Source organism: Bacillus sp. PK3-067 (assembly GCF_056738645.1).
In genome coordinates this window covers 4,592,361-4,613,479 of sequence record NZ_CP096490.1, presented here as the reverse complement: position 1 = coordinate 4,613,479, position 21,119 = coordinate 4,592,361, and the positions used below count along the sequence as shown (strand labels likewise).

Sequence of the window (21,119 nt, the reverse complement as noted above, 5' to 3'; positions counted from 1 at the left end):
AAAGACTAGATGTCAAAAATCATCGCGATTAACGCAGGAAGCTCTTCCTTAAAATTCCAATTATTTGAAATGCCAAGTGAAACAGTATTAACAAAAGGTTTAGTAGAACGTATCGGTTTAGAAGATAGTATCTTCACTATTACTGTAGATGGCGAAAAACAAAAAGAAATTACAAACATTCCAGATCACGCAGTAGCAGTTAATATGCTTCTTAAAAAGTTAACTGAAAACGGAATCGTTAAATCTCTAGATGAGATTGGCGGTATCGGTCACCGTGTTGTTCACGGCGGCGAAAAATTTGCTGACTCTGTTTTAATTACTGATGAAGTATTAGCTGATATCGAAGAATTAAGCGATTTAGCACCACTTCATAACCCAGCAAACGTTGTTGGTATTAAAGCATTCCAAGAAGTATTACCAAACGTACCAGCGGTAGCAGTATTCGATACAGCATTCCACCAAACAATGCCGGAATCTGCATTCCTATACAGCTTACCATATGAGTACTATGAAAAATTCGGCATCCGTAAATACGGTTTCCACGGAACTTCTCATAAATATGTAACTGAGCGTGCGGCTGAATTATTAGGTCGTCCAATTGAAAGCTTAAGCTTACTTTCTTGTCACTTAGGTAACGGTGCAAGTATCGCAGCAGTAGAAGGCGGTAAATCTATCGATACTTCTATGGGCTTCACACCACTTGCTGGTGTAACAATGGGTACACGTTCTGGTAACCTTGACCCTGCGTTAATTCCATACATCATGGAAAAAACAGGCCAAACAGTAGAAGAAGTAGTTAACGTATTAAACAAGAAGAGTGGTATGTTAGGTCTTACTGGTTACTCTAGTGACCTACGTGACATCATTGCGAAAGAAGAAGAAGGCGACCACCGTGCGAAAGTAGCACTTGATGTATTCGTAAGCCGTATCCACAAATACATCGGTTCTTACACTGCTCGTATGAAAGGTGTAGACGCAATCATCTTCACAGCTGGTGTAGGTGAAAACAGTGCGATTATTCGTGAGCGCGTATTAGAAGGCCTTGAGTACATGGGCGTATACTTCGATGCAAAACGTAATAACGTATTCGGTGAAGAAGCATTCATCAACTTCCCACACTCTCCAGTAAAAATTATCGTAATTCCAACTGACGAAGAAGTTATGATTGCTCGTGACGTACTACGTCTTGGAGATATTGGTTAATATATGAAAAGAAAGACGAGATCCTATAGGATTTCGTCTTTTTTCTTTTGGATGTATTTTAAAACTCCATCTGGATATAATATTTTTTCTTTCTGAATGAATGCCGTAATAGGAATCCATTTCGCATACGCTACTGTTTCTTCATCTTGTATATTTAATATTTTCATTTCATATAGTGACGTGTCTAATAAACGCAAAGAATATAGTTGAATGATTTCATGACCAATGTCTCCATCGAGATGAAAGACATTTTCTAAACACCCTAAATAATTGGTGATTTCTATCTCCGTATGAAGCTCTTCTTTAAACTCCCGAATAACAGTATGTGCTGATTTTTCGCCAAGTTCAATTGAACCGCCAAGAGGACGATAATATATTTCGCCTTCTGTATAATATTCTTGTACGAGAAGGCGATCTTGATGTACAGCAAGACCGAAAGCTTTTGCACGTGGATACATATAGAATCACTCCTTATTTGTTTTGTATAAGGACGATTATAATGTATGGTGTGATAAAAGTATCGTGTATTTAAGTGTGCGGTCTAACTGTAATTCCATCAAATAAGTCTTTCCAAAATGCTTCATTGTATTGGTATACATCCATAATAGGACATTTCATAACGCAAATACGTTGTAATCCCCAATCTTCTTGGGTGATAGTTGGTATATCGGCAGGAATTAGTAACAGGACAGAGAATGTATGTGTAACGATTTGAGATAAAATTTGTTCTAGGGAACATGCTTCTTCATATGTTCCTCCAGTTCGAATAAATAATATGGATTCTGCCGTTTCAATTGTAGCTAGAAAACGATTAATACGATGTTCATAGTTTAACTTAATTTCTGTATAAGAAGGCCAAGAAGTTGGTGTGTTTACATCTGTTTTAAAGTCATGACAGGAGTCAATTTCATAAAGGTTGTCCCTTAATCTTAATTTTGCATCATCATCCCAAAATGAGATGAAGGATAAATTTTCGAAATTTAAAAAGCGGTCAAATCGATTTTGTAATAATACATTCACTTTTTCTAATGAGGGACTTAGCATAAAATCAATAACGCCAAAAAATGGTGATAATTCTAATTGATATAATGCCCAAGCGGGCCAGCAGTTTTGTCCTAAGCTGAATACCGCATTATATTCTTTTTTTATATCGGATAGATTCATGTGATTTATCTCATCCTTTTTGTTAATATTTTATGCCATTCAAAAATGGTATGTGAATAAAGATAGACAAGCATATTTGCAAAGAATAAGCAGAAATATGTTACAATAGAAAAAAATCGAACGAGGTGGTTGTTACGATGCGATCGAAGCGAGAACAAGCCATTTTAGACAATATAAAAGAATGGGAAGCGCAATTAGTTGAGCAAGAAGCGACCGATTTTCAAAAAGTGTTTGATAAATGGTTACATGCTACAGTTGCGAAATTACCTGAGAAAAAGCGAAAAGAATTCTTCACGAAAGCAGATGGATGGCTCTTTCATTTGCATGCATTTATTCAAAGTTCACAAGCACAGTTAGATGCACGTAATCGGATTTTAGGAACATCAAGGTTATTTGATGAATCGATTGAACAGCTTGAAGATTTGAAAGCATTATCTATTGATCAATTAACATACATAGCAGAGCAGCAAACAGCACGTCATCGTCTATATTCATTTGTACAAGGTGGGGCAACAGGTGCTGGAGGTTTATTATTATTAACGGCGGATTTTCCGGTTATGATCGCGTTAAATGTGAAGGCAGTCCAACTTATTGCAACATCATTTGGACATGATGTGAACAAGCCGTATGAAATGATGCTTGCGTTAAAGGTGTTTCATGCGTCATTACTACCAGGAAGACTTCAGCAATATGCATGGTACAATTTATTGCAAGAGCTGGAGCAAGAAGATTCGTTCTTTTACGAAGGAGACGAAGCAGTGCTACAAACAGCTTCTACTGAGGTTGTGTTAAAACAAATTTTGAAGACATTTTCGATTTATGCTCTTCGTCGTAAATTATTCCAAGGTATACCGGTAATTGGAATGGCAATTGGATCTACAGTGAATTATCGTTTAACAAGAAACGTTACTGAATTTGCAAATAGATTTTATCAAGTGCGCCATATAGTCGAGAAAGAAAAAAGAGCATAAAAAAAGCGAGAGGCCGAAGCCTTTCGCTTTTTTAATTCGTTGCATGTTTTTTGGACATTGGAACAGATACTGGCTGCTTTTCTGCTGTTTTTTCTGTTTTTGGATAATAAATTAAATCCAATGTTTTTGCCTGTACGGCAATCGAAAGAATAGTAAAAGCAATTTCTGTCCAATTTAAATAATATAATGAAAGCGCAAGAACAATCGCGTCAAAGACGAAGAAAATTTGCCCAATTGTAAAACGAGTTCGTTTACTTAATACAATTGTTAAAATATCGTCTCCACCGGTTGCACCGCCAAATCGTAATATAAAACCGAGTCCAATACCAGCTAACGCACCGCCAACTACTGCAGCTATAAATAAGTTATTTGATAAATCTACCGTAAATGGAGAATAATTTTCCATAAAGGAATAAAATACTCCGAATGAAATTGAACCTAGGAATGAATAACCAACCATTTTTCTACCTAAAAATGAAGCGCACAGTAAAATAATTGGGATATCCATTAATACAGTTGAAATAGATGGTGAAATATCATAAAAGTTTTGAATGAATAGTGCAATTCCTACAAATCCACCTTCTGTTAAGTGGTTTTGGAAGTGAATGTGATATAGCGCTGCTGCTAAAATAAATGAACCGATTAAAACCATAAAAATTTCTTTAATAATTTGCCGACTTTGGATGTTCCTCATCGTTATTCCTTCTTTCCGTAGTTAGTAGTCCTTTTTGTGTTGTAAACTAACTACGAGCTCACATGTAGCTTTCAGTTAGTTTACGAAAAAACTAACTACGCTATATGTCGCTGAAGAAATAACGAATAATCCTCTCGTCCATCAATTCTCCCTACCTTCGTTTTAGTTTAAGTCTTAAAACGACTAAACAAAACGTGGAGTAGGATTCGTCATTTAGCAATCCTGCTCTTCTTTGTTTTGTTTAGTTAGTAACAATTAAGTCCTAAACAAAACGCTATGTGTAAGAAGAGTCTTTTTTTTGCCAAATTATCCTTCGGGCAATCATAATTTCCCCACTCTCGTATTTTTTTCGCTAGACTAAAGTATCTGAGCTAAAAAATACGCTACGTGTATGATTCGTCAATACGATGCCACATGCTCCTTCGAGCGATCATGATATCAAAATCCCTTCCTTCAAGATTTATACTATTATATCATACTTTTAAAAAATGTATGCGGATGGAAACCGACAATAAACGGAGGGAATCTACAAAAAATGTTATGTTTAAATATTTTTGTAGAAAAGCCTAAGTTATTTCGGAGGATTGGCCAGTTTATAACGGTTTGTCCAATAAGTAAGAAAAAAGGGTTTTATTCCGTTGTGTTCTTTTCATCACTTTTATCTTTAAAAAACGCATCCCAACTAATCACACTTAAAAAAGTTAAAGTGATAATAACGAAAGCACGCATAATTTTTAAACCTCCTTTTGTACATAGTATATGAATCATTCGATTCAGAATGTGTCATTTTTTTACAAGTCTTAACTATTATGAGAGTATATTAATATAGATAGATGAAGGGGAGAGTGAAGGTATGCTAAAAGACATGTTCAAAAGAAAAGAATTAATATGCATTTCATGTCAGAAAAAAATTCAATATGAAGAAGAGCTTGTTGCTTTTGTAAAGTTGCCGAAAGAAAGAAGTATATTAGTTGGTCCATTCGATGTATGTTTGGCGAAAACAGCACAAGAAATATATTGTAAATCATGTTATGACAAAAAAAGCATGACCCAAAGTTATTGAGGGGCATGCTTTTTTCATTGGTGTGCTTTCCCCTCAGATACATTTTGAGTGAGTCGATACCAAAGCCAAAGGTCATTAATGATTGAAGCAAGATCGGCAATTTCTGAATTTAGTTTACAAGAAACTTCGAAGTCTTCTTCGTTATTTAAATAATGTTGTTTTGTATTAATATAGTGCTCAAGTTCTTTTATACGATCAGGAATTTTCCCGCGAACTTGTTCCCATTTTAGTAAAATAGCATGCTGCATTTTTTCGGGGATATCTTCCCAATCTTCTTGTAAATGAGGAATTTCAATTCCTAGATGATCATCGTATAAGAAATACTTTTCCATAAGTTCACCCCCGTTGTCCTGCTTATATTGTACAGAAAAACAGAAAGAAGTTCGACGAAATTGTTTGAAAAAATTTGAAAATGACTCTTGATACATTTTGTGAAAGGTGGTAAAGTGTGAATTATTATAAAAGAAAATGAATATTTATTCTTAGGGGGATGCAAAATGGAGAAGAAAAAAGTTGTATTAGCATATTCCGGAGGTCTTGATACTTCCGTTGCAATTAAATGGTTACAAGAGAAGAATTATGATATTATCGCGCTTTGTTTAGACTTAGGGGAAGGTAAAGACTTAGCATTTGTAAAAGAAAAGGCACTTTCAGTAGGTGCAATTAAATCATATATGATTGATGTTCAAGAAGAATTCGCGAATGAATATGCATTGATGGCGATGCAAGCACACACATTATACGAAGGGAAATACCCTCTTGTCTCTGCATTATCTCGTCCGCTTATTGCGAAGAAATTAGTAGAAATCGCAGAACAAGAAGGCGCAACTGCAGTTGCACACGGATGTACAGGGAAAGGAAATGACCAAGTTCGTTTTGAAGTTTCTATCCAAGCATTAAATCCTTACTTAGAAGTGATTGCACCTGTACGTGAATGGAAGTGGTCACGTGAAGAAGAAATTGCCTATGCAAAAGAAAACGATGTACCAATTCCGATTAATTTAGATAGCCCGTTTTCAATCGATCAAAACTTATGGGGACGCAGCAACGAATGTGGAATTTTAGAAGATCCATGGGCAGCGCCGCCAGAAGATGCATATGAGATGACATTGGCATTAGAAGATACACCGAATAAACCAGAGTTTGTAGAAATCGGATTTGAAGCAGGCGTACCGACTACTTTAAATGGCACTGCATATTCACTTGCAGAATTAATTAAAACGTTAAATGCGCTTGCTGGAAAACACGGCGTTGGACGTATTGATCACGTAGAAAATCGTCTTGTCGGTATTAAATCTCGTGAAGTATACGAATGCCCAGCAGCAATGACGTTAATCACTGCGCATAAAGAGTTGGAAGATTTAACACACGTAAAAGAAGTAGCACATTTTAAACCAGTGATTGAACAGAAAATAACAGAACTTATTTATAATGGTTTATGGTTCTCGCCTTTAAAACAAGCGCTTCATGCATTTTTACAAGAAACGCAAAAGAATGTAACAGGTACAGTGCGTGTGAAATTATTTAAAGGTCATGCGATTGTAGAAGGACGTAAATCTGAATACTCTTTATACGATGAAAAATTAGCAACATATACTGCTCAGGACGAATTTAATCATGATGCAGCAGTTGGATTCATTTCATTATTCGGTTTACCGACGAAAGTATACAGCCAAGTGAATCAAAAGAAGGTGGAAGCGTGAGCAAACTTTGGGGCGGACGTTTTACAGAAGAAGCGGAAGCATGGGTTGAAGAGTTCGGAGCATCCATCTCCTTCGATCAACAATTAGTAAATCAAGATATAAATGGGAGTATGGCACACGTAACGATGCTAGCAAAGCAAGGCATCGTTACGCAAGAAGAAGCAGAGAAAATAAAGATAGGTCTTCAATATTTATTGAAAGAAGCAAAAGAGAATAAGCTACAATTTTCAGTAGAAGCAGAAGATATTCATTTAAACATCGAAAAAATGTTAATTGAACAAATTGGCGAAGTAGGAGGAAAACTTCACACTGGCCGAAGTCGTAATGATCAAGTAGCGACAGATATGCATTTGTATTTAAAAGAAAAGGTAGAACATATTATAAAAGCTACAAAGCAATTGCAAACTGTTCTTGTTCAACAAGCAGAAAATAATATTGAAACCATTATGCCGGGCTATACGCACTTGCAGCGTGCCCAGCCGATTTCATTTGCTCATCATATTCTCGCTTACTTTTGGATGTTAGAGCGTGATGTGAATCGTTATGAAGATTCGTTAAAACGTATTAACATTTCGCCATTAGGAGCAGGAGCGTTAGCTGGAACGACATTCCCCATTGACCGAGAGTATAGTGCGGAGCTTCTTGGATTTAATGGAATCTATGAAAATAGTTTAGATGCAGTAAGCGATCGTGATTTCATACTGGAGTTCCTAAGTAACTCCTCTATGCTTATGATGCACTTATCACGCTTTTGCGAAGAACTTATTTTATGGAGTAGCCAAGAGTTTCAATTTATTGAAATGAGCGATCAATATGCAACGGGAAGCAGCATTATGCCGCAAAAGAAAAACCCGGATATGGCGGAACTAATCCGTGGTAAAACAGGCAGAGTATACGGTAATTTATTCAGTTTACTCACAGTAATGAAAGGATTACCGCTCGCTTACAATAAAGACTTACAAGAAGATAAAGAAGGAATGTTTGATACAGTTAAAACAGTAGAAGGATGCCTTCATATTATGGCGGGCATGCTTGAAACGATGACTGTAAACAAAGAAAAAATGGGGCAAGCTGTGACGCAAGATTTCTCCAACGCAACAGAAATTGCTGACTATTTAGCGAACAAAGGACTACCATTCCGTCAAGCTCATGAAATTGTTGGAAAGTTAGTGCTATATTGCACACAAAAAGGAATTTATTTATTAGATGTCTCTCTTGAAACATATAAAGAAATGAGCTCCTTATTTGAAGAAGATTTGTATGAAGTGCTGTCACCATATGCAGCTGTAAAGCGTCGTAACAGTGTTGGCGGGACTGGGTTTGAACAAATCAAAAACGCTTTGGAGAAGGCGAAGGGGTTAACGAAAGAAGTTATTAAGAATTGAGTTGGGAAGTACGCCAGTCTAGTAAAGTCTGGCGTACTTTATTTTTTACTAGCATTTAAGTTACAATGTAGTAAAAAATAACAATTTAGGGGAAGTCTATGAAAAAAATAGTGTTGATCATTGTACTGTTAATTAGCTTAATTGCAAATGCTAAAGTGTTTCTTTTGGACAAATATATGTATGTTGGTGAAAAAGAAAAGCGAGAAGAAGCGGTTATCGCAACGATGTGGCATTTACAAGATAAAGGATATAAAGAAAGTGATATTTTATATATAAAACCGGCCTTTTATAGCAAAATGGATTCTTATGGTATGAATGTACAGTTTAAAGATGAACCAAATGAATCATATACATATAGAGTTTTAAAAGATGCGAAAACAAATAAACTAACTGTACACCAAGATAGCAATGAGTCTGGTGGTATGGGCGGGAAACATCAAGAGCTTAAATAAAGAAAGAAAACGACTGATGGCATTCGCCTGCAGTCGTTTTCTTTTAATCATACTTATGTCGATCTTCCGTAATTCGAATATACTCAATATCCATCAAATCACGAAGTAATGCACCATTACTTAGTTCAACGCCGTGCTTCTCTTTAAAATGAGTGCGAATCGTATCTAGCATTTCAATTTCTTTGCCGTTCACATCTAAAATAATGCGTTCAGAATCATCCATATAGCATCCTCCTTTTTTACACATATATATTTTGTCCGTCTATTTCTAAAAAATGTATGTTAACGTAATGTTAGGAAATAAGAAAGGGATGGAAAATGAGACGTATTTATTTTATAGGGCTAATTTTGTACACATTCATTGTATTACATGTTGCATTCCCAAATATCTTTTCATTTGAGGATTTAGAAACAGTACACGTTGCGATATTTATTTTTGCTCTATTTGTAGTAGATTGCTTTATTTCTATATGGCTTTCGAAAAGAAAAGATATACAAGGCAAAAAAGAAATGGAACGGAAAAAGAGAAAACGTTCCTTTTGGATGATGACATACTGTTTGTCTTTAGTGCTTACTGCTGCTTTTTTTAGTGAACATATTCCATTAGAAAGAGTAAATATTGGATTTGGAGCATTCGTATTCGCATACTATTTTTTTATGCACTTTCTTCCTTATATGAAAGAAAAGCGAGGAGAAGAGGAAAATCCGCTTGTAGAAGAAGAGAAAGAACAAGAGCATAAGAGAATAGAAGGGGATATAAAGAAACTTGGAGAACAAAAGTGGTATTTAAAATCAAAAATCATATACGTTCTTTGCTTTATTACGCCGCCAATTGGTTATTTGTATGTTTTCTTATTTCGTAAAAAAATGACAGAAGGTGCAAGGCGAACGTACTTAACGGTTGCGACGATTATGATGGCATTATGGTCTTTGAAGTTTCTTCCGCCTTATGTGTTGGCAATTACCGTTGTTGTCGTAGCATGTCTTTTGTTTATAGTGAAGTTTATAAAATGAAAAACACCAAGCCTATGTGGACTTGGTGTTTTATCTATAAATTAAAGCTCACCTTGCTCTTCATCACCACGAACAACAAGGACATCGCATTTCGCATAGCGAATAATATGTTCAGAGACGCTACCAATTAGGAAACGCTCAACAGCATTTAAACCAGTCGCACCACACATAATTAAATCTACTTTATGGTTTGGAGCGATTTCTTTTGAAATTTTTGATTTAGGATTACCGAATTCTAATACAGTTTCAATTTTTTCAAGACCAGCTTCAAGCGCAGTTTTTTTGTAGTCTTCTAATAGGTCTTCTGCAAATAGATTTGCACGTTCCGCAATTGCACGGCTATAAGCTTCTACTGCTGAGTATGCTTTTACATCAACGATATGAGCAATTGTTAATGTTGCATTGTTGCGCTTTGCGACTTGAATTGCTTTTTTAAAGGCTTTTTCTGCTTCTTTAGAACCATCCACCGCGATTAAAATATTTGTATATGTATTATTCATAGTAAATTCCTCCCAATCTGTTTTATAACTGTTTACAACTTAATTATAAAACAAATTTTGGTAACGTGCTTGCCAGAAACGTTACAGAATTTTGAAAACTCTGTTTCAATTCATTTTAGTTGTAATTGGAGCGAGAACTTGTTACATATGAAGTATAGCAATTTAAAAGGGGGCAGTTTTGTGAGACATGCGCTCATTACAGCCGGTACGAAAGGTTTAGGAAAGCAAGTAACAGAAAAGTTATTGGCTAAAGGCTATTCAGTAACAGTAACGTACCATAGCGATATCACGGCTATGGAAACGATGAAAGAAACATATAAAGATGTGGAAGAGCGTCTACAATTCGTGCAAGCGGATGTCACGAAAAAGGAAGATTTACATAAAATAGTAGAAGAAGCGATGAGCCGTTTTGGCAAAATTGACTTTTTAATTAATAATGCTGGTCCATATGTATTTGAACGAAAAAAGTTAGTTGATTATGAAGAAGATGAATGGAATGAAATGATTCAGGGAAATTTAACAGCGGTATTTCATTTATTAAAACTTGTCGTTCCGGTCATGAGAAAACAGAACTTTGGCCGTATTATTAATTACGGATTTCAAGGGGCGGATAGTGCACCGGGATGGATTTATCGTTCAGCTTTTGCCGCAGCGAAAGTAGGACTTGTTTCATTAACGAAAACAGTTGCTTATGAAGAAGCGGAGTATGGTATCACTGCGAACATGGTATGTCCTGGTGATATTATTGGCGATATGAAAGAGGCAACTATTCAAGAAGCACGTCAGCTGAAAGAGCATAACACACCGATTGGTAGATCTGGAACAGGTGAAGATATTGCAAGAACCATTTCGTTTTTATGTGAGGACGATTCCGATATGATTACCGGTACAATTATTGAAGTGACTGGTGCAGTGGATGTTATTCATAGACATCGATAGAATAAAATAAGATGAAGTTTCGAATAATTGGACAGTTTATCCATTGTGCTGAGAGGTGCGGATAATACTGTCCTTTAATATAAAATTAAATCTATCGGAAAACTCGTGTTATTTTTTTGTCAAATATTGAGATATTATGTTAAAATATAAGAGCGTAGAAAGCGCTTTAAAAAATGATTCAGGGGTCATTTCATAACTCAAGGGGGAACTAATCATGCGTATCGGTATTCCAACAGAAATTAAAAACAATGAAAACCGTGTGGCAATGACGCCAGCGGGAGCAGTACATTTAGTACAAAATGGTCACGAAGTTTTTGTTCAAAAAGGAGCAGGTTTAGGATCTGGCTTTACAGATGAAGAATACGTACAAGCTGGTGCGAAACTTGTAGAAACTGCTGAAGAAGCATGGAATCAAGATATGGTTATGAAGGTAAAAGAGCCAGTAGCAAGTGAATACGGCTATTTCCGTGAAGGCTTAATCTTATTCACATACTTACACTTAGCTCCAGAACCAGAATTAACGAAAGCATTAATCGATAACAAAGTTGCATCAATCGCATACGAAACAGTACAATTAGACAATCGTTCTTTACCATTACTTGCACCTATGAGTGAAGTGGCTGGTCGTATGTCTGCACAAATCGGTGCACAATTCCTTGAGAAAAACAAAGGCGGTAAAGGTATTTTACTTGCAGGCGTTCCAGGGGTAAAACGCGGCAAAGTAACAATCATCGGCGGTGGTCAAGCTGGTACAAACGCAGCTAAGATTGCAGTAGGTTTAGGTGCAGATGTAACAATCATTGACTTAAGTGCAGAACGTCTTCGTCAATTAGATGATATTTTCGGTAACCAAGTAAAAACATTAATGTCTAATCCATACAACATTGCAGAAGCTGTTAAAGAATCTGACCTTGTTATTGGAGCAGTATTAATTCCGGGTGCAAAAGCGCCAAAACTTGTAACTGAAGAAATGATTCAATCAATGGAACCAGGTTCTGTCGTTGTAGATATCGCGATTGACCAAGGTGGTATTTTTGAAACAACTGATCGTATTACAACTCATGACAACCCAACTTACGAAAAACATGGCGTTGTTCATTATGCAGTTGCTAATATGCCAGGTGCAGTTCCACGTACGTCAACTCTTGCGTTAACAAACGTAACAGTACCATATGCAGTACAAATTGCTAACAAGGGCTACAAAGAAGCTTGCTTAGGCAACACTGCATTATTAAAAGGTATTAACACATTAGATGGTTATGTAACATTCGAAGCAGTTGCGGAAGCTCACGGCTTACAATACGCTGATGCAAAAGAGCTTCTTGAAAAAGCTCCTGCTTTATCATAATAGAAATACATTTGAGACCTTCCTTTTCGTGAGGAGGGTCTTTTTTATATGGAGAAATAACATGTGAATAATTGTTATTTATTGGTGTAAATCGATTTTTATTATGATAATTTAGAATTATATAATAAAAAGAGGGGATTCGATGGGGAGCAAAAAGAGGAAGAAAAAACAGGCAAAGAGACAAAGGTATATAAAGAACAAAAAGGAACAGAACATACCTTTTTCACAAAAAGTAGTCATTACGATAGAGAAAACATTTCGGTATATTTGTATGGCTCTGTATGTAATTTTGTGTATGTATTCATTTGGAGTGTTTTACAGTTTTGGGATAACTCCCAATATTATTGAGAGCATTCTAGAATTTATACTTGTTGTAATAGAATTAGCCTTATTCGTTATACTCTTTGCTACAGTATGGCCTAGTCATGAAAGTAAAAAAGATAGAAAAAGAAGCAAAAAATCTTCATACGCTTCAAGCTCATCAAGTGGATTCGGTGACTACAGTAGCAATGACTGTAGTAGCTCAAGTGATGGTGGAGGAGATTGCGGAGGTGGTGGAGATTAAGTTAGTTTTTTAGAAGAACGACTAATGAAAGGATGGGACGAAAGATGGAGACTGTGAACTTAATAGAATTAACAAAGGATATTAAAGATCAACATAAAAACTTCGTCGTTTCAAATATAAACAGTCATTGCTTACGAATCGCTGTATTTACTGGTGAATATGATTGGCACTATCATTCTAATTCGGATGAATTATTTATTGTGTTAGAGGGAGAATTACTTATTGATTTTGAAGATGGAGAAACAGCGGTTTTAAAGCCAAATGATTCAATCTTAATTCCAGCATGTAAGATTCATAGAACGAGAGCATTAAAGAGAACTGTAAATCTTTGTTTTGAACATATAGAGGCGGATACGATTAAAGTGGAGCAATTATGAAAAAATTATCCGTAGCCGAGTATAGAAAAATCCTTCCGATTTTAGAAAGTCATACAAAAACGACGACGTTTGCTTATGCGGTATGTGATCAAGTGATAGATGGTGAGGTTTTTGCAAACGAGAAATTAACAGCAGGATTAATTATTACAGCTAACGGTATCTATTATTTATTTGGTGATACTGATGATCAAAATTATAACGAAGAGTTATTTTCATATTTAAAAACAGCTATTGAGAAAACAGAGAAGAGATTTACACTCTTTACTTCAAGTGAAGATTGGGAAATGATGTTAGAAGAGCGTTTTAGTAATACACTTCGGAACATCCCGCGAATGAAATTTCAAAGAGTAACCTTTGAGGAGAGAAAACGAGATTTTAACAAAAATACATATGAAGTGAAGCGTATTGATAGAAGAGATATAGAGCGAAGCAGTGAATTTAAAGAGGAGTACTACAAAGAATATTGGGGATCAAAAGAAACGTTTTTGAATAGTGGTTTTGGATTTTGTATAGAACAAGATGGGATAATTGTAGCTGAATGTGTCTCGATATTTAGCGGGAATGGTTATGCTGAAATAGATATTGCAACACATGAAGCGCATCAAGGGAAAGGATTAGCTCAAGCTGTTGCAACACGGTTCATTGAACATTGCATGCAAAATGATATTATACCGAGCTGGGATTGTTATGTAGACAATATTCCTTCGCGAAAATTAGCTAGTAAATTAAGTTTTTATCATCCAATAGAATACAGTTTGTTTGTACGTAAGAAAACGGGGGAAGAAAAATGAATGTAGAATTAACGAGATTTAAAGTTAAGCCTGGTAAGAGTCATCGAGTAAATGAATGGATGCAGCTTCTGAATGACAATATGAAAGAAGTACTTTTGACATTAAACGACGAAAAGATGTACGTTGAGACAATTTTCCGGCAAATAAGAGATGGAGAAGAGTACTTATATTGGTATTCTGTGCAAGGAGAAGGTGGGGCTCTTGTCGAAAATTCTCATTATGAAATTGATAAAAAGCACTTGGAATTTTGGTATGAGTGTATTGATGAAGAAGCACCCTCTGTTGATATGAAAACAGAAGTCGTTATGATTCAAGATGTTGTGAAGGACGCGATGAAATAATAGATTGGTATTTTATAACCGTAAAATGGTCATCTTTTTGGTTGGAATATATATTATTGGAGATGCTGTAGGATGAGAATTAGTAATAAATATATCACTCTCGATGAAATAGAAGTAATAAGAGAACCTTTAAATAAATTGCATGAATATCATAATAATACATCAAGGCATTTTTCTGGTGACTATCCAAGAATGACATTTGAGGAACGTATTGAAATTTATAAACAAAATTCAAAGTATGGAGAGTATAGAATTGAATTATTAGTTGAGGCGGAAACAGATAATATATTAGGATGTTGTATAGCGTATAGCAAAAGTGTAAACGGAAAGATTGAAGTTTTATTCGTTGATGAAAGATACCGAAGAAACGGATTTGGTTTGAAATTAATGAATAGTGCAGTGGAATGGTTTAAAGCGAAGAAGATAGATGAAATTGAATTAACAGTAGTGTACGGAAATGAAGCTGTATCGTTTTATGAAAAGCTGGGGTTTTATCCTCGTTCAATTATTATGGAAACTAAGTCATAACGATAGTATGGAGAGAGATGAGTGAGAGTTTTTGTTTCAAAAAAGTGATTTATATGTTAATAAAATATATGTGAAGGGCGCATCAAAATAGATGTGCTTTTTATTATGATAAAAATGTAGAACAGCTGTATTTGGATATCTTTAAGTAAAAATAAAAGGGATATTAAGAATCTTTTAGGACAAACTATAAAGAAATAAAAAACACCAAACCAAAAGACCTACCAATATACGGTGTAGTCGTAACAGGCAAAACAGAGGATTTACAAAGTTTACAAGGAGCACCATATATTAAGGCTGCTGTAAGAGGTGTAACAGTTGAGAAATATTGATTACAAGCAATTAATGTGAATAATCAGAAAATTTATGTTATAATATGGGAAAAGGAGGTTTATATGAGGCAAATACATGGAGCAATTTATATTTACATAACAATGTTTTTCGTGGCGGTATCCTATGGATTGGGGCACGTGTATTCGCATCCTATACTAACTTTTTTAAGCGGAGCATGTATGGCGTTTGCGCTTCTTGTCCACCTTTTCTCAGTTTGGATCGTGAAATTTCAATTAAATATTAGTGAAATAGAAGAAGGCACTTTTTGAGTGGCCTTCTTTTTTTAATAATATTTTGGAAGTTCTTGTAGCAATTTTTCAATTTCGCATTCTGTTTCTTCGCATATAGAAAGCTTGCGCAGTCTGAAAAATAAGCTGCGTAAGAAAGATTTTATATTTCCGTATAGAAACTCGTATGATTCAATATGTAATGTTTGTTTTTGAACGGGTAATTGAGCTACTAAATCACGAAGGGCTAATATGAGTGCTTCTTCCTTTAAGCCATTTTGTAGCATTGCGACAATCGGATAAACGATACGTTCATCTTCTTCATATTTGTAATAGATGGAATGAACACAAACTTTGTTTAATAAAGTTTGTAATATTTCTTCGTAATATAAAGTTTCCAGTTTAGGACTATTCACAAGCGCCTCAAATGTATCAGAAGCATGAGCGATACTATGTGCCCAGCCGTGTTTTTGCACATATCCCCGGAAATCATGTTCGTTGTTCATATATAGAATTAGTTGATCTTTTACATTTGAAATATCAGTCTGTGATAAGAAATTATGATTTGTATCAGCATCAATAATGAGGGCGATTAATAATGTTGTAAATGCTCGGGTAAATACCGCATCTTCATCATCTGAATGAATCTTATACAATAAATATTTTTCACCGATGCTTTCTAATAATAGTTTCTGTAATTGTGTGTGTGAAAGATATTCCTTCTTGATGAGATGAAAAAAAGTAGAGTAGATGAGTTTGTCCCTTAAATAGCTATCAGTATCGCCAATTTGCTCAAGCATATTGGAACTTAAAGAATCAATGTTAAGTGTGTTATCCAGTATGTAATTATTATTACGAATTTCTTCTAACTGTTGTTGTAACATATAAACCCCATATTTTAGAAAATTCTGTATTTTAATAGTATAATAGAAGGAAGAAATAGACAATAAATAAGTGCATTTGAATGGAGGGGCATGATGAAGAGAGCGTTATTCTTTTTCATTAGTATTTTCTTTTTAGGAAGCTGCTCGATTTGGTATTTTACTTTTTCTAGCGAGAGCAAAAGTTGGACTGGACAATATAAAGGGCATATTAAGGATGACAGTGAAGATGGAATGTTTACGTTTCAATATAAGGGCGGGGATGGAAAGACAGAATTTAAAAACTTAGAGATTGCTATTAATGGAGCCTTTAGTACAATGACACAAACGTCAGAAGTTCATAGAGGAGCAAAGGTTGAAATGAAGTCTTCTTGTGTAAGTTGCGCGCCTGTCTCTAAAGATGAACCTATAGAAGTTGTGATTAAATGGGATGATAAGTATGAGGAGAAGATGGTGTTAAATTTGAAATAGCCTAGAGTAAGGAGTTAAAAATGAATAGGCATATGAAAATTGTTATGTTTTTAAGTGTATTTCTAGTCGTATTATCAGCGTGTGATACAAAACAAGTAGAGCAAGTAACGGTAAAAGAAGTACCTAAAGAAGGGTATATCATATTAAGAAATGACACGATGTTTTTTGCCGATGATAAAACGGTTGAAACAAAAGTAGAGTTGCAACATTATATAGAACAACAAATGAATAAAGAGCATCCAGCACATATAGTCTTGAGCTTTAAGGACAAAGACGCATATAAACAGTTAAAAACAGGGGATAAAATAAAAGTATGGTTTTCTCAAATACTTGAAAGTTATCCAGCAAAAATGATTGTAGAGAAATTTGAAATAGTAGGGAAATAGAAAAAGGCAGCACTCCCGCTGCCTTTTTCTATTATTTTACAAATTGTAACTCTTTCGGGAATTTCGTTAAAATTTCTGATCCGTCTTTTGTGATGTAAATATCATCTTCAATACGAACGCCACCTACGTTTGGTACGTAAATACCAGGTTCGATTGTGAAGACCATACCTTCTTTTAATGGAGACTCGTTACCAGCTTTTACATCTGGATATTCGTGTACGCTAATTCCAAGTCCGTGACCAAGTCGGTGTGGGAAGAAGTCTCCGTAACCTGCATCTGCGATAACAGAACGAGCAGCGTTGTCGATTGCGCCAAGTGTAACACCTGGTTTACATGCTTCAACTGCTTGTAGTTGTCCAGCAAGTACAGTGTTGTAAATACGAGTTTGTTCTTCAGAAATCTCGCCGAATGCCACTGTACGTGTAATATCAGAGCAATAACCGTCAATGATTACGCCTAAATCAAATAGTACGAAATCACCGCGTTTCATTTTGTTTGCGCCAGGAATACCGTGTGGAAGAGCTGAGTTCGCACCTGCTAATACCATCGTATCAAATGACATTTTATGTATGCCTTTTGTTTTTAATTCGTGTTCAATAATTGCTAATACTTCTAGTTCACTACGATCTTCTTTAATTGCATTTACACCAACTTCAACAGCATAGTCCGCCATTTTAGCTGCTTCGCGTAAAATAGAAAGTTCTTTTTCATCTTTAATTAAACGAAGTTCGCGAACTTTCTCCTCAGCTGATTTGAAAGCTGCATTTGGGAATAATTTCGTTAATTCTTCGTAGCGCTCTACGTTTAAATGTTCTTTTTCAATTGCAACTGCATTTGCATTGATGCCGCGGTCTTTAATTGCTTTTGCAATCATATCCCATGGTCTGTCAGTATCAGTAAATCCGATAATTTCATGTGCCCAGCCAGCGTTACGTGCTTGACCTTCTTCCATTTTAGGGCAAATTAAAATAGGTTCTTTTTCTTGGAATACAAACATACCAAGTAATCTTTCGTGTGGTTCACAGTGGAAGTTTGTCATGTAGAAGACGTTTGGTGTAGAAGTTAAGAACGCAGCTTCTACGTTTTTTTCTTTTAGCCATTGCATTAAATTTTCTAATCTAGCATTCATCGATTGGCACCCCCGAGATATTTAATTACAAATATAACTTTAACTCGGAAGAAAGCGTTATGACAAGTAAATAGATGTTAGAAAAGACAGGGAATTGAAAAATCATGTAGAATACAAAGTGAGAATGTGAACAGGGGAGGAATGTAATAATGAAAGTATCTTATCATGGACATTCAGTTGTGAAAATTGAGGCGAATGGAAAAGTTATTTTAATTGACCCGTTTTTAACAGGTAATCCGAAAACAGATTTAAAAACTGAAGATGTAAAAGTGGATGCAATTCTTTTATCGCATGGACACGGTGATCATGTTGGAGATACAGTAGAACTTGCGAAGAAAAATAATGCAGTTGTTGTAGCGCCATTTGAACTAGCAACATTTTTAAGTTGGCAAGGTGTAAATACACACCCGATGCATATTGGTGGTTCACATGAATTTGACTTCGGAAAAGTGAAGTTTACACAAGCATTCCACGGCTCTAGTTATATTGATGAAGAAAATAAGACGATTACATATACAGGTATGCCAGCAGGTATTTTATTTACAGCAGAAGAGAAAACTGTATACCACGCAGGAGATACTGCACTATTCTCTGATATGAAGTTAATTGGGGAATTAAATAAAGTTGATCTAGCATTTTTACCAATTGGTGATAATTTCACAATGGGGCCAGAAGATGCTGTACTAGCGGCAAAATGGATTAATGCGAAAACTGTTGTACCGATGCATTACAATACGTTCCCAGTTATTGAACAAGATCCATATCAATTTGTAGAAAAGCTACAAAATTGTACAGGGAAAGTATTAGAAGCTGGAGAAAGTATTACACTATAGAAAAGAAACCCTTCATTTGAAAAGAAAAGTGAAGGGTTTTTTACGTGTGTAGGACAGCTTTTAATGCTTGTATTTGTTTTGGTGATTCTTCTCTTTTGGTACGTGGTTGTTCAGGTGTTTCATTCAATTCCATTGCAACTTTTTTCCCATCTACGAAAGCTAAAAATACAGCACCTACAACCTCTAAAAGTTTTTTCATCATGTGTTCGCTCCTTTGTTTTATTTCTTGTCTTAATTGTATAGGCAATTAAGTGGGCGAACTATCGAATGAGATGACAATAGCATTACATTGTTGTAATAGAATGACTGGTGGAATGTAAGCGTCATTTTGTTATAAAAAAAATAGTACAGGTATGCAAAGAGAGAGTGTAACAGTTTTGAAAATATAGTATACTAAAAGTACAACACATGAAGAATTTAGGGAAAAGAAAGTATGGTGAAACCATTTGGCTACCAAGCATAACCAAATTTTAGAACATATTAATAGCCTGCCAGTAGGCCATAAAATTTCTGTAAGACAAATTGCGAAAGATTTGAGTGTAAGTGAAGGGACCGCTTACCGTGCAATTAAAGATGCAGAAAATAAAGGATATGTTAGTACAATTGAACGTGTCGGAACAATTCGAATTGAACAAAAGAAGAAAGAGAATATCGAAAAACTGACATATGCAGAAGTCGTTAACATTGTCGACGGTCAAGTACTTGGAGGCAGAGAAGGACTACATAAAACATTAAATAAATTCGTAATCGGAGCTATGAAATTAGAAGCGATGATGCGCTATACAGAAGCTGGGAATTTACTCATTATTGGTAACCGTACCAATGCACATGAATTAGCGCTAGAAACTGGAGCCGCTGTATTAATTACGGGCGGATTTGATACGGAAGATCATGTGAAGAAATTAGCAGACGAATTAAAGCTGCCGATCATTTCAAGTAGCTACGATACATTTACGGTCGCAACGTTAATTAATCGTGCAATTTATGACCAACTTATTAAGAAAGAAATTGTACTCGTTGAAGATATTTTAACGCCAATTGAAGAAACGTTATATTTAAAGCCGAGTGATACAGTACAGCAATGGCATGCATATAACGAAGAGACAATGCACGGAAGATATCCAATTGTCGATGAAAGTAACAAAGTACTAGGAATCGTAACTTCAAAAGATATGATCGGAGTAGCGAAAGAAACACCAATTGATAAAGTAATGACAAAACACCCAATTACAGTGAACGGTAAAATGTCTGTCGCAGCTGCGGCACGTATGATGGTGTGGGAAGGAATTGAATTACTTCCTGTCGTTGAGGAAGGAAACAAACTGCAAGGTATTATTAGCCGTCAAGATGTACTTCAGGCACTGCAAATGATTCAACGTCAGCCACAAGTTGGAGAAACCATTGATGATATTGTAACGAATCAATTTATGACACCAAAAGAAGCGAAGAATGAGCATCTATATCAATTTTCGGTGACGCCGCAAATGACGAACTCAATCGGGACGTTATCGTACGGTGTATTTGCAACAATTGTGACAGAAGCGACAAATCGCGTCATTCGTGCGCAAAAGAAAAGTGATTTAATTGTTGAAAACTTAACGATTTATTTCGTAAAGCCGGTTCAAATTGATAATGTTGTATCTGTTCATCCGAAAGTATTAGAAATTGGACGTAAATTTGGTAAGGTCGATGTAGAGGTGCATCATGAAGGTAATGTTGTTGGAAAAGCATTACTTATGGTTCAGTTAATCGATAAATAAAAAGATGGAACAAATCGTTTTGATTTGTTCCATCTTTTTTTGTTGTTTTAAATTTGAAAGGCAT

28 protein-coding genes and 1 pseudogene are annotated in these 21,119 nt (G+C 35.5%); 20 read left to right on the top strand and 9 right to left on the bottom strand.

The features are described 5' to 3' along the window. The first annotated feature begins 9 nt into the window (after window positions 1-9). Window positions 10-1,203, top strand: coding sequence for an acetate kinase (gene ackA / locus M1D73_RS23750; protein ID WP_000034574.1), 1,194 nt, complete (start codon window positions 10-12; stop codon window positions 1,201-1,203). A 23-nt stretch (window positions 1,204-1,226) separates the two neighbouring features. On the opposite strand, the gene M1D73_RS23745 is transcribed toward ackA, so the two are convergent. Beyond that, the gene (locus M1D73_RS23745; protein ID WP_000283500.1) at window positions 1,227-1,661 is read right to left on the bottom strand and encodes an NUDIX hydrolase; all 435 of its coding nucleotides are present in this window, start codon (window positions 1,659-1,661) and stop codon (window positions 1,227-1,229) included. Window positions 1,662-1,731: 70 nt separating this feature from the next. Beyond that, complete coding sequence (locus M1D73_RS23740; protein ID WP_001053729.1) at window positions 1,732-2,367, bottom strand: DUF1796 family putative cysteine peptidase; 636 nt, start codon at window positions 2,365-2,367, stop codon at window positions 1,732-1,734. A gap of 137 nt (window positions 2,368-2,504) precedes the next feature. Between M1D73_RS23740 and M1D73_RS23735 the strand changes: the two genes are divergently transcribed. Then, on the top strand, window positions 2,505-3,338 hold the full coding sequence (locus M1D73_RS23735) for an EcsC family protein (RefSeq protein WP_001256850.1): 834 nt from the start codon (window positions 2,505-2,507) through the stop codon (window positions 3,336-3,338). A gap of 31 nt (window positions 3,339-3,369) precedes the next feature. Here the strand turns inward: M1D73_RS23735 and M1D73_RS23730 are convergent, their stop codons facing one another. Further along, window positions 3,370-4,032 (bottom strand): YitT family protein, encoded by a 663-nt coding sequence (locus M1D73_RS23730; RefSeq protein ID WP_001244515.1) that lies wholly within the window; start codon window positions 4,030-4,032, stop codon window positions 3,370-3,372. Between the two features lie 853 nt (window positions 4,033-4,885). Between M1D73_RS23730 and M1D73_RS23725 the strand changes: the two genes are divergently transcribed. Next, window positions 4,886-5,095 carry a hypothetical protein gene (locus tag M1D73_RS23725; protein ID WP_000910274.1) on the top strand — a complete coding sequence of 70 codons (210 nt, stop codon included), beginning with the start codon at window positions 4,886-4,888 and terminating at the stop codon, window positions 5,093-5,095. A gap of 14 nt (window positions 5,096-5,109) precedes the next feature. On the opposite strand, the gene M1D73_RS23720 is transcribed toward M1D73_RS23725, so the two are convergent. Continuing rightward, window positions 5,110-5,427: a hypothetical protein gene (locus M1D73_RS23720; RefSeq protein ID WP_000417206.1), complete on the bottom strand. Its 318-nt coding sequence runs from the start codon at window positions 5,425-5,427 to the stop codon at window positions 5,110-5,112. A gap of 165 nt (window positions 5,428-5,592) precedes the next feature. Between M1D73_RS23720 and M1D73_RS23715 the strand changes: the two genes are divergently transcribed. The 3 genes from M1D73_RS23715 (at window position 5,593) to M1D73_RS23705 (ending at window position 8,635) form a co-directional block, all read left to right on the top strand. Continuing rightward, complete coding sequence (locus M1D73_RS23715) at window positions 5,593-6,798, top strand: argininosuccinate synthase (RefSeq protein WP_000412315.1); 1,206 nt, start codon at window positions 5,593-5,595, stop codon at window positions 6,796-6,798. Further along, window positions 6,795-8,183, top strand: coding sequence for an argininosuccinate lyase (gene argH, locus M1D73_RS23710; protein WP_481157969.1), 1,389 nt, complete (start codon window positions 6,795-6,797; stop codon window positions 8,181-8,183). Before M1D73_RS23715 ends, argH begins: the two co-directional genes overlap by 4 nt. A 98-nt stretch (window positions 8,184-8,281) precedes the next feature. Further along, entirely contained in the window at window positions 8,282-8,635 is a 354-nt protein-coding gene (locus M1D73_RS23705) for a DUF3139 domain-containing protein (RefSeq protein WP_000725032.1), read from the top strand. 43 nt (window positions 8,636-8,678) lie between these two features. Here the strand turns inward: M1D73_RS23705 and M1D73_RS23700 are convergent, their stop codons facing one another. Continuing rightward, on the bottom strand, window positions 8,679-8,858 hold the full coding sequence (locus M1D73_RS23700) for a hypothetical protein (protein WP_000342760.1): 180 nt from the start codon (window positions 8,856-8,858) through the stop codon (window positions 8,679-8,681). 95 nt (window positions 8,859-8,953) lie between these two features. Between M1D73_RS23700 and M1D73_RS23695 the strand changes: the two genes are divergently transcribed. Then, window positions 8,954-9,649, top strand: a complete 696-nt coding sequence (locus M1D73_RS23695; RefSeq protein WP_001252878.1) for a hypothetical protein — start codon at window positions 8,954-8,956, stop codon at window positions 9,647-9,649. 41 nt (window positions 9,650-9,690) lie between these two features. Here the strand turns inward: M1D73_RS23695 and M1D73_RS23690 are convergent, their stop codons facing one another. Then, complete coding sequence (locus tag M1D73_RS23690; protein ID WP_001066673.1) at window positions 9,691-10,149, bottom strand: universal stress protein; 459 nt, start codon at window positions 10,147-10,149, stop codon at window positions 9,691-9,693. A gap of 147 nt (window positions 10,150-10,296) precedes the next feature. Here M1D73_RS23690 and M1D73_RS23685 point away from each other — a divergent pair, with 147 nt between their 5' ends. The 9 genes and pseudogenes from M1D73_RS23685 (at window position 10,297) to M1D73_RS23645 (ending at window position 15,637) form a co-directional block, all read left to right on the top strand. Then, a complete protein-coding gene (locus tag M1D73_RS23685) occupies window positions 10,297-11,088 on the top strand; it encodes an SDR family oxidoreductase (RefSeq protein WP_002024902.1) in 792 nt (263 codons plus the stop codon). A 214-nt stretch (window positions 11,089-11,302) separates the two neighbouring features. Beyond that, window positions 11,303-12,436 (top strand): alanine dehydrogenase, encoded by a 1,134-nt coding sequence (gene ald, locus M1D73_RS23680; RefSeq protein WP_001219403.1) that lies wholly within the window; start codon window positions 11,303-11,305, stop codon window positions 12,434-12,436. Window positions 12,437-12,578: 142 nt separating this feature from the next. Beyond that, window positions 12,579-13,001: a hypothetical protein gene (locus M1D73_RS23675; protein ID WP_000534945.1), complete on the top strand. Its 423-nt coding sequence runs from the start codon at window positions 12,579-12,581 to the stop codon at window positions 12,999-13,001. 44 nt (window positions 13,002-13,045) lie between these two features. After that, entirely contained in the window at window positions 13,046-13,378 is a 333-nt protein-coding gene (locus tag M1D73_RS23670) for a cupin domain-containing protein (RefSeq protein ID WP_000450925.1), read from the top strand. After that, the gene (locus M1D73_RS23665) at window positions 13,375-14,169 is read left to right on the top strand and encodes a GNAT family N-acetyltransferase (protein WP_000736743.1); all 795 of its coding nucleotides are present in this window, start codon (window positions 13,375-13,377) and stop codon (window positions 14,167-14,169) included. The genes M1D73_RS23670 and M1D73_RS23665 overlap by 4 nt, the downstream gene beginning before the upstream one ends. Beyond that, window positions 14,166-14,510, top strand: coding sequence for a DUF6176 family protein (locus M1D73_RS23660; RefSeq protein ID WP_481157968.1), 345 nt, complete (start codon window positions 14,166-14,168; stop codon window positions 14,508-14,510). Before M1D73_RS23665 ends, M1D73_RS23660 begins: the two co-directional genes overlap by 4 nt. A 72-nt stretch (window positions 14,511-14,582) precedes the next feature. Continuing rightward, window positions 14,583-15,038 (top strand): GNAT family N-acetyltransferase, encoded by a 456-nt coding sequence (locus M1D73_RS23655; RefSeq protein WP_001222930.1) that lies wholly within the window; start codon window positions 14,583-14,585, stop codon window positions 15,036-15,038. A 167-nt stretch (window positions 15,039-15,205) separates the two neighbouring features. After that, window positions 15,206-15,367 (top strand): annotated as a pseudogene (locus M1D73_RS23650) (anti sigma factor C-terminal domain-containing protein); the annotation flags it as partial. 63 nt (window positions 15,368-15,430) lie between these two features. Then, window positions 15,431-15,637, top strand: a complete 207-nt coding sequence (locus M1D73_RS23645) for a hypothetical protein (RefSeq protein WP_001248908.1) — start codon at window positions 15,431-15,433, stop codon at window positions 15,635-15,637. Between the two features lie 14 nt (window positions 15,638-15,651). Here the strand turns inward: M1D73_RS23645 and M1D73_RS23640 are convergent, their stop codons facing one another. Then, complete coding sequence (locus tag M1D73_RS23640; RefSeq protein ID WP_000941475.1) at window positions 15,652-16,479, bottom strand: DUF2785 domain-containing protein; 828 nt, start codon at window positions 16,477-16,479, stop codon at window positions 15,652-15,654. A gap of 93 nt (window positions 16,480-16,572) precedes the next feature. Between M1D73_RS23640 and M1D73_RS23635 the strand changes: the two genes are divergently transcribed. Both M1D73_RS23635 and M1D73_RS23630 read left to right on the top strand, forming a co-directional pair. Then, window positions 16,573-16,947 (top strand): hypothetical protein, encoded by a 375-nt coding sequence (locus M1D73_RS23635; protein WP_000816718.1) that lies wholly within the window; start codon window positions 16,573-16,575, stop codon window positions 16,945-16,947. Window positions 16,948-16,967: 20 nt separating this feature from the next. Next, entirely contained in the window at window positions 16,968-17,333 is a 366-nt protein-coding gene (locus M1D73_RS23630; RefSeq protein WP_001079377.1) for a DUF3221 domain-containing protein, read from the top strand. A gap of 31 nt (window positions 17,334-17,364) precedes the next feature. On the opposite strand, the gene pepQ is transcribed toward M1D73_RS23630, so the two are convergent. Beyond that, window positions 17,365-18,462 carry a Xaa-Pro dipeptidase gene (gene pepQ, locus M1D73_RS23625; RefSeq protein WP_000994026.1) on the bottom strand — a complete coding sequence of 366 codons (1,098 nt, stop codon included), beginning with the start codon at window positions 18,460-18,462 and terminating at the stop codon, window positions 17,365-17,367. 149 nt (window positions 18,463-18,611) lie between these two features. Here pepQ and M1D73_RS23620 point away from each other — a divergent pair, with 149 nt between their 5' ends. Next, the gene (locus tag M1D73_RS23620) at window positions 18,612-19,295 is read left to right on the top strand and encodes a metal-dependent hydrolase (protein WP_000868927.1); all 684 of its coding nucleotides are present in this window, start codon (window positions 18,612-18,614) and stop codon (window positions 19,293-19,295) included. Between the two features lie 40 nt (window positions 19,296-19,335). Here M1D73_RS23620 and M1D73_RS23615 read toward each other — a convergent pair whose 3' ends face one another. Next, the gene (locus tag M1D73_RS23615; RefSeq protein ID WP_000976303.1) at window positions 19,336-19,497 is read right to left on the bottom strand and encodes a hypothetical protein; all 162 of its coding nucleotides are present in this window, start codon (window positions 19,495-19,497) and stop codon (window positions 19,336-19,338) included. A gap of 244 nt (window positions 19,498-19,741) precedes the next feature. Between M1D73_RS23615 and M1D73_RS23610 the strand changes: the two genes are divergently transcribed. Beyond that, a complete protein-coding gene (locus M1D73_RS23610; protein ID WP_000201572.1) occupies window positions 19,742-21,055 on the top strand; it encodes a CBS domain-containing protein in 1,314 nt (437 codons plus the stop codon). The last annotated feature ends 64 nt before the right edge of the window (window positions 21,056-21,119 follow it).

What these genes read in the sequence shown, in the direction of transcription:
- M1D73_RS23725 (WP_000910274.1), top strand. Translation starts at nt 4,886, where the DNA reads ATGCTAAAAGACATGTTCAAAAGAAAAGAATTAATATGCATTTCATGT.
- M1D73_RS23745 (WP_000283500.1), bottom strand. Translation starts at nt 1,661, where the DNA reads ATGTATCCACGTGCAAAAGCTTTCGGTCTTGCTGTACATCAAGATCGC.
- M1D73_RS23620 (WP_000868927.1), top strand. Translation starts at nt 18,612, where the DNA reads ATGAAAGTATCTTATCATGGACATTCAGTTGTGAAAATTGAGGCGAAT.
- M1D73_RS23645 (WP_001248908.1), top strand. Translation starts at nt 15,431, where the DNA reads ATGAGGCAAATACATGGAGCAATTTATATTTACATAACAATGTTTTTC.
- M1D73_RS23615 (WP_000976303.1), bottom strand. Translation starts at nt 19,497, where the DNA reads ATGATGAAAAAACTTTTAGAGGTTGTAGGTGCTGTATTTTTAGCTTTC.
- M1D73_RS23720 (WP_000417206.1), bottom strand. Translation starts at nt 5,427, where the DNA reads ATGGAAAAGTATTTCTTATACGATGATCATCTAGGAATTGAAATTCCT.
- M1D73_RS23700 (WP_000342760.1), bottom strand. Translation starts at nt 8,858, where the DNA reads ATGGATGATTCTGAACGCATTATTTTAGATGTGAACGGCAAAGAAATT.
- M1D73_RS23715 (WP_000412315.1), top strand. Translation starts at nt 5,593, where the DNA reads ATGGAGAAGAAAAAAGTTGTATTAGCATATTCCGGAGGTCTTGATACT.
- M1D73_RS23660 (WP_481157968.1), top strand. Translation starts at nt 14,166, where the DNA reads ATGAATGTAGAATTAACGAGATTTAAAGTTAAGCCTGGTAAGAGTCAT.
- M1D73_RS23730 (WP_001244515.1), bottom strand. Translation starts at nt 4,032, where the DNA reads ATGAGGAACATCCAAAGTCGGCAAATTATTAAAGAAATTTTTATGGTT.
- ald (WP_001219403.1), top strand. Translation starts at nt 11,303, where the DNA reads ATGCGTATCGGTATTCCAACAGAAATTAAAAACAATGAAAACCGTGTG.
- M1D73_RS23655 (WP_001222930.1), top strand. Translation starts at nt 14,583, where the DNA reads ATGAGAATTAGTAATAAATATATCACTCTCGATGAAATAGAAGTAATA.
- M1D73_RS23675 (WP_000534945.1), top strand. Translation starts at nt 12,579, where the DNA reads ATGGGGAGCAAAAAGAGGAAGAAAAAACAGGCAAAGAGACAAAGGTAT.
- M1D73_RS23690 (WP_001066673.1), bottom strand. Translation starts at nt 10,149, where the DNA reads ATGAATAATACATATACAAATATTTTAATCGCGGTGGATGGTTCTAAA.
- ackA (WP_000034574.1), top strand. Translation starts at nt 10, where the DNA reads ATGTCAAAAATCATCGCGATTAACGCAGGAAGCTCTTCCTTAAAATTC.
- M1D73_RS23635 (WP_000816718.1), top strand. Translation starts at nt 16,573, where the DNA reads ATGAAGAGAGCGTTATTCTTTTTCATTAGTATTTTCTTTTTAGGAAGC.
- M1D73_RS23735 (WP_001256850.1), top strand. Translation starts at nt 2,505, where the DNA reads ATGCGATCGAAGCGAGAACAAGCCATTTTAGACAATATAAAAGAATGG.
- M1D73_RS23685 (WP_002024902.1), top strand. Translation starts at nt 10,297, where the DNA reads ATGAAGTATAGCAATTTAAAAGGGGGCAGTTTTGTGAGACATGCGCTC.
- M1D73_RS23630 (WP_001079377.1), top strand. Translation starts at nt 16,968, where the DNA reads ATGAATAGGCATATGAAAATTGTTATGTTTTTAAGTGTATTTCTAGTC.
- M1D73_RS23640 (WP_000941475.1), bottom strand. Translation starts at nt 16,479, where the DNA reads ATGTTACAACAACAGTTAGAAGAAATTCGTAATAATAATTACATACTG.
- M1D73_RS23695 (WP_001252878.1), top strand. Translation starts at nt 8,954, where the DNA reads ATGAGACGTATTTATTTTATAGGGCTAATTTTGTACACATTCATTGTA.
- pepQ (WP_000994026.1), bottom strand. Translation starts at nt 18,462, where the DNA reads ATGAATGCTAGATTAGAAAATTTAATGCAATGGCTAAAAGAAAAAAAC.
- M1D73_RS23705 (WP_000725032.1), top strand. Translation starts at nt 8,282, where the DNA reads ATGAAAAAAATAGTGTTGATCATTGTACTGTTAATTAGCTTAATTGCA.
- M1D73_RS23670 (WP_000450925.1), top strand. Translation starts at nt 13,046, where the DNA reads ATGGAGACTGTGAACTTAATAGAATTAACAAAGGATATTAAAGATCAA.
- M1D73_RS23665 (WP_000736743.1), top strand. Translation starts at nt 13,375, where the DNA reads ATGAAAAAATTATCCGTAGCCGAGTATAGAAAAATCCTTCCGATTTTA.
- M1D73_RS23740 (WP_001053729.1), bottom strand. Translation starts at nt 2,367, where the DNA reads ATGAATCTATCCGATATAAAAAAAGAATATAATGCGGTATTCAGCTTA.